The sequence below is a fragment of the Burkholderia sp. Ac-20345 genome, assembly GCF_017104825.1.
Taxonomy (GTDB): domain Bacteria; phylum Pseudomonadota; class Gammaproteobacteria; order Burkholderiales; family Burkholderiaceae; genus Burkholderia; species Burkholderia lata_B.
On the sequence record NZ_JAAGPO010000545.1, the window covers coordinates 1 to 525 of the forward strand.

Genomic DNA, 525 nt, shown 5'->3' on the forward strand with positions numbered 1-525 from the left:
TGCCGAACTCGGCACGATGGGCGTCGCGCTCGACGGCTGCACGATCCCCGGCGCCGACAAGTCGGGCTTCAGCCTCGCCGATCACGAAATCGAACTCGGCCTCGGCATCCACGGCGAGAAAGGCGTCGAACGCCGCGCGCCGCTGCCGGCCGACGCGCTGGTCGACACGCTGCTGTCGAGCATCGTCGCCGATCTCGTGCTCGACCGCGGCGAACGCGTCGCGCTGTTCGTCAACGGCCTCGGGGCGACGCCGGACATGGAACTCGCGATCGTGCTGCGCGCCGCATACGACAACCTGCACCGGCGCGGCATCGTCGTCGCGCGCGCGTGGGCCGGCACGTTCCTGTCGGCACTGAACATGCCCGGCTGTTCGATTTCGGTGCTGCGGCTGAACGACGAACGCGCGGTGCTGCTCGACGCGCCGACGCAGGCGCGCGCCTGGCCGGGCGGCGGCGCCGTGAATGCGCAGATCCGTGTGGCCTCGGCCGCCGTGCAAGAGGCGCCGTTGCCGCCGCTCGATGCGGG

At 71.8% G+C, this 525-nt stretch carries 1 protein-coding gene; it reads left to right on the forward strand.

The features are described from left to right. The coding region (locus G3O06_RS48565; protein WP_205820495.1) for a dihydroxyacetone kinase subunit DhaK at positions 1 to 525 on the forward strand (525 nt) is incomplete at both ends.